Genomic DNA, 5,164 nt, shown 5'->3' on the forward strand with positions numbered 1-5,164 from the left:
CACGGCCGCGAGCGCCACCCGCGCCCCGAGGGTCGGGGCGACGCGGACGAGGGCGCGGTGCAGCGTGAGCAGGGCGGGCCAGCCGGTGCGCCCCGTGCGGGACCGGGCGCAGTGCACCGACTGCACGGCGGCCTCGAGCCGGAAGCGCCCCGGCGGGTCGTCCGGCGCGGCGAGCGCCCGCCGGAGCAGGGCCTCGCCGCGCTCGACCAGGCCGTGGTCCCAGCGCGTGACGTCCTGCTCGTCCAGGGGGACGTAGGCGCCGTCGACCTGGCGGGCCCCGGCGCGGGCCACGGAGAAGCACAGGAGGGCCGCCAGCCCGAGCACCTCCGGCTCGGGCAGGAGGTGCGCCAGCAGGAGCGCCAGGGTGAGCGCGTCCCCGGTGAGCGAGCCGCGTACCTCGGTCGCGGCGCCGCGCCAGTCGATCGCGTACGCGCCGTACACGGCCTCGAGCACGGGCGGCAGGCGGTCCGGCAGCTCACGGCGGTCCGGGACACGGAACGGGATGCGGGCGTCGCGGATGCGGCGCTTGGCCCGCACGAGGCGCTGCGCCATGGCCGGGGCGGGCACGGCGAAGGCGGCCGCGACGTCGCGCGCCTCGACGCCGAGCACGGTCTGCAGCATGAGCGGCGTGCGGATGCCCGCCTCGACGGCGGGGTGCGCGCACACGAACAGCAGCTCGAGGCGGCGGTCGCCGATCGCGTCCGGGTCGAGGTCCGCCGGTGGTGCGGCGGGCTCGGGTCCGGCGTCGGGCGGCACCGCGGTGCGGTGAGCGGCCGAGCGGTAGAGGTCGCGCAGGCGGTTCCGGGCCACGGTGAGGAGCCAGCCGTCGGGGTTGCCGGGCACGCCGTCCTCGGGCCAGCGGCGCAGGGCCTGCTCGAAGGCCCCGGCCAGGGCGTCCTCCGCACGCGCGATGTCGCCGTCGCGGGCCGCGAGCAGGGCGAGGAGGCGGCCGTAGGAGGCGCGGGCGGCCGTCTCGGCGGCCGCCCGCACCGGAGCGTCGTCCGTCAGCGCGTCCACGCGCCGTTCTCGAAGTGCGTCGCACCGGGGCGCACCTCGACGGTGCCCCACTGCACCGACGGCGCCTTCTGCGCCCAGGCCAGCGCGGCGTCGAGGTCCGGCACGTCGACGACGAACGTGCCGCCGAGCTGCTCCTTCGTGTCCGCGAAGGGGCCGTCCTGGATGCGCAGCTCGCCGTCGCGCACGGTCACGGTCGTGGTGGCGGACGACGGCTGCAGCACCTCCGCCGAGAGCAGCACCCCCGCCTGGTCCAGCGCCGTGGCGTAGGCGGCGAACGCGCGCTCGCCCTCCTCCCAGGCGCCGGGCGGCATCTGGTCGGGCGTCATCTCCGGGTAGTGCAGCAGGATCGTGTATCGCACAGGTCTGTCCTCCGGTCGGTGTCGGTCGGTCACCGGGATGACGATCTCGGTGGCGCCCGATCGACACCGACCGGGACCCTCGGCTCAGCTCGCCGGAGCGGCCTTCACGACGGGCCCCCAGGCCAGCGGGTCGAGCGTCCGGGCACCGTCGTCCGTGACCCCGGCCCACCGGCGCGCGTCGGCGATCGTGGCGGCGAGGAGGTCGCGCAGACGCGCGTCCACGTCGGGCACGAACGCCTCGGAGATGCCCTGCACGGCCGTCGAGACGACGCTCGGCGCCGCGTCGCGGACGAAGCGCTTGGGCCGCACGCTCGTGCCGGCGCAGAAGCGCTCGGCCCAGGCCGCGGTCTTCGGCACGGCCGCGAGCGCGTCCTTGCTCTCCGGCGAGAGCGTGCCTGCCGGACGGTCCTCGAGCACGTCGAGCATGCGCTCGGAGCCGAGCACCGCGACGGCGAGGGTCTGCTGGCGGTCGGCCGGCGAGATCGGCAGCGCCGTCTGCGCGGCGCGCAGCGCGATCCGCACGTCCCAGCGCGGGTCGGTGCTGGTCAGGCCGATGACCGACGGGATCAGGGGCGCGAGCCGCGGCCGCGCGTGGTCCGCCGTGAGGTCGTTCACCGCACGCGCCAGCATGGCGATCAGCGGGTGCGTGCAGGCGGGGTGGTCGCTCCACTTCTCCCCCGCGAGGAAGGAGGCGAGCTCCATGAAGCACGCGCCCTTCTTGGGGTTGCGGTGCTTCCCACGGCCCAGCATGGGCAAGATGTCGTACGTTCCAGCTTCGGTTCCGGTCACGATCCACCCCCGAATTGGGTCCGCTACTGAGTCCAGTGTGCGTCCGCTGTGACGTAGATCGCAATAGTGCGTCCAGGAACCTCCAGGTGCCCGTCCGGCCGCCCCGGTGCCCGCGCACCGGCGGCCGCACCCACCTCAGACCTGCCTCAGGGGTACCTCAGGCGCGTGGGCGGGGCGCGTCTGAGGTGGCCGGGCCGCGAGGACTGCCCGGCCGCCCGATGCCCGGCCCCCGGCCTCAGGACGAGTGTCTTCCTCATCAGCCGGACGGGCACAGGGCCCGCCGGGACACGAGGAGGAACCATGTCGCTGTGGGGACCCGCCGCCGAGGCGGAGATCGAGTACCGGCAGGCCGAGCTCGCGCGGGCGTGGGGCGGACGGCGGGCGGCGCGCACCGAGCGGTCCGCGCGGCGGGCCGCCCGCCGCACCGCACCGGTGCGCACCGAGCGCGCCCGTGCCCAGCAGATCAAGGAGGGCATCGCGGGCATGCGCCCCGCGGGCGCGCACCGCGGCCTGTTCGCATGACGCTCGCGGACAGGACCGGCGCGGCCGGGACCAGGGGGAGTGTCGGTGACCGGTGGCACGATGAGCACGTGCGACGGTCCACGACGATCCCCCTGGTCTCCCGGCAGGAGCAGGTCGCCTCCCTCCTGCTGGCGGTCGGGCGCGCCTCGGCGGGGCAGCCGGGCCTCACGCTCGTCGGCGGGGACGCCGGGGTGGGCAAGACGCGCCTGATCGGCCACGTCGCCCAGGCGGCACGGCAGAGGGGCGCGCACGTCGTCGTCGTGCACTGCGTGGACCTGGGCCAGGTGGGCATCCCGTACCTGCCGTTCACGGACGCGCTGACGCAGCTCCAGGCCGGTGCGGCGGGCGAGGACGCGGCCGGCCGGGTGGCCGACCTGGTCCGGGAGCGGCCCGCGCTGTGGCGGCTGCTCGAGCCGGGCGGCGGCGCGGAGACCGACCACGACGAACGGCTCCAGCTCTTCGAGGGCATCGCGCGCAGCCTCGCCGACGCGGGCACGGCCGGCGCGCCCCTCGTCCTGGTGGTCGAGGACGCCCACTGGGCGGACGCGTCCACGCGCGACGTGCTGCGCTTCCTCGCCGCCCGCGCCCGGGCGGAGCACGTGCTCCTCGTCGTCACCTACCGCGCGGACGACGTCGACCGCAGGCACCCGCTGCGCCCGCTGCTCGCCGAGCTGTCCCGGCTGGAGCACGTGGAGCGGATCGACCTGCGGCCGTTCGACGAGCCGGAGCTGCGCGACTTCACGACGGCGCTGGCGGGCGCACCGCTCGCGCCCGCAGCCTTCTCCGAGGTGATGGAGCGCTCGGAGGGCAACGCCTTCTTCGCCGAGGAGCTGCTCGACGCGGGCCCGCACTCGGCCAGCCTGCCCTGGACCCTCACCGAGGTGCTCCGTACCCGGCTCGAACGGCTCGACCCCGAGGTGCAGCAGGTGCTGCGCATCGCGTCGGTCGCCGGGCGGCGGGTCAGGGAGGACCTGCTGCGCGCCGCGGCGGCGCGGTCCGGTGCGCACGACGTCGACGCGGCGCTGCGCGAGGCCGTGACCCAGCAGGTGCTGGTCGTCTCGGGCACCCACCTGGAGTTCCGGCACGCGCTGCTCGCCGAGGCCCTGTACGCCGACCTCCTGCCCGGCGAGCGGTCGGCCGTGCACCGCGCCTACCTCGCCGTGATCGAGCAGGAGGGGCCGGACGGCATGCCGATCGGCAGCGCCGCCGAGCGGGCCCACCACGCCTACGAGGGACACGACCTGCCTGCGGCGCTCAGCGCGTCGCGCGACGCGGCGCTGCGCGCCCGCAGGCTGCTCGCGCCGGAGGAGGAGCTGCGGCACTGGGAGCAGGTGCTCGCGCTCTGGGAGTCGGTGCCCGACGCCGAGCAGCGGACCGGCCAGGACCGCGTCGCGGTCGCGCTGGCCGCCGGCGAGGCCGCCGCGCGCGCCGGTGACCCGATGCGCGCGGTCAAGCTCACGCAGCGCGCGGTCGACGGTGTCACCGACCCCGGGCGCCGGGCGGGGCTGGAGCACGTGCTCGTGCACCGCTACCTCGACCTGCCGACCTGGGACGAGACGCCGGGCGCCGTCGACAACGCGATGGCCGACCTGCGGGCGGCGCTCGACGCGCTGCCGCCCCGCAGCCCCGACCGCATCTGGACCAACGCGCTGCTGGCCCGGCTCGCCCTGGCCGTCGACCTCGACGACGAGGCGCGCAGGCACGCGGAGTGCGCCGTCGAGGAGGCGCGGGGGACGGGTCAGGCGGGCGCGCTCGCCGTCGCCCTGTCCACGCTGGCCGTGCTGTACGTCGCCGACCCCGACCGCGCCTCGGCCGTCCTCGACGAGGCACGCCAGGCCGCCGTGGAGGCGGGCGACGTGCTCACGGAGATGCGCACGCTCTACAACGGCACGGCGAACCGCTTCTACGCCGGCGAGCTCGACGCGGCCGAGCAGCGGGTGCGGCACGCGCTGGCCCGCGCGGACGAGCTCGGCCTGGCGTGGAGCACGCCGACCGTCTTCCTGCGGATCCTCGAGGAGGTCATGCTCTACTTCCGCGGCGACCTCACCGACCGCGGCGCCGAGGGCGTGCCCGCGACGTCCCGGCACGTCATGGAGGCCGTCCGGATGTACGCGGCGGTCGCGCGCGGCGACGAGGACGCGATCGCGCGCGGCGAGGCCCTCATCGAGCACTGGCGCAGCGACGGCCAGATCGCTCTCATCGGGGGCGGCAGCCTCGTCGACGCGCTCACGTGGGCCGGCCGGTACGACGACGCGGCGGCCCTGGCCGAGCGCATCACCGCCCACCTCGGCGAGGTGTGGTCGGAGGTGTTCCTCGGCCGGATCTGGCTGTCCGCGCTCGCCGTCGCGGCACTGGCCGACGCGGCGGAGGCCGAGCGGTCGGCCGGACGGGCAGGGCCCGCGGGCGCCGAGGCACGCGCGGCGGAGCGGCTGGACCGCGGCGACTCCCTCCTGGCGATCGCGCGGGAGACCGCGCAG

Annotated in this window: 5 protein-coding genes; 2 read left to right on the forward strand and 3 right to left on the reverse strand. The window is 76.5% G+C overall.

Translation table 11 applies throughout. The features are described 5' to 3' along the window. The 3 genes from HLB15_RS22190 to HLB15_RS22200 form a co-directional block, all read right to left on the reverse strand. Positions 1-1,017 (reverse strand): RNA polymerase sigma factor (locus HLB15_RS22190; RefSeq protein WP_171108744.1); only part of this gene is annotated, 1,017 nt, incomplete at its 3' end. Beyond that, on the reverse strand, positions 1,005-1,376 hold the full coding sequence (locus tag HLB15_RS22195) for a YciI family protein (protein WP_171108746.1): 372 nt from the start codon (positions 1,374-1,376) through the stop codon (positions 1,005-1,007). The genes HLB15_RS22190 and HLB15_RS22195, both read right to left, overlap by 13 nt. An 84-nt stretch (positions 1,377-1,460) precedes the next feature. Then, on the reverse strand, positions 1,461-2,126 hold the full coding sequence (locus HLB15_RS22200) for a hypothetical protein (protein WP_171108748.1): 666 nt from the start codon (positions 2,124-2,126) through the stop codon (positions 1,461-1,463). Positions 2,127-2,465: 339 nt separating this feature from the next. On the opposite strand from HLB15_RS22200, the gene HLB15_RS22205 reads away from it, so the two are divergent. Next, positions 2,466-2,687 (forward strand): hypothetical protein, encoded by a 222-nt coding sequence (locus HLB15_RS22205; RefSeq protein WP_171108750.1) that lies wholly within the window; start codon positions 2,466-2,468, stop codon positions 2,685-2,687. 68 nt (positions 2,688-2,755) lie between these two features. Beyond that, positions 2,756-5,164 (forward strand): ATP-binding protein (locus HLB15_RS22210; RefSeq protein ID WP_311979608.1); only part of this gene is annotated, 2,409 nt, incomplete at its 3' end.

This window comes from Promicromonospora citrea (assembly GCF_013004695.1).
Lineage (GTDB): Bacteria > Actinomycetota > Actinomycetes > Actinomycetales > Cellulomonadaceae > Promicromonospora > Promicromonospora citrea.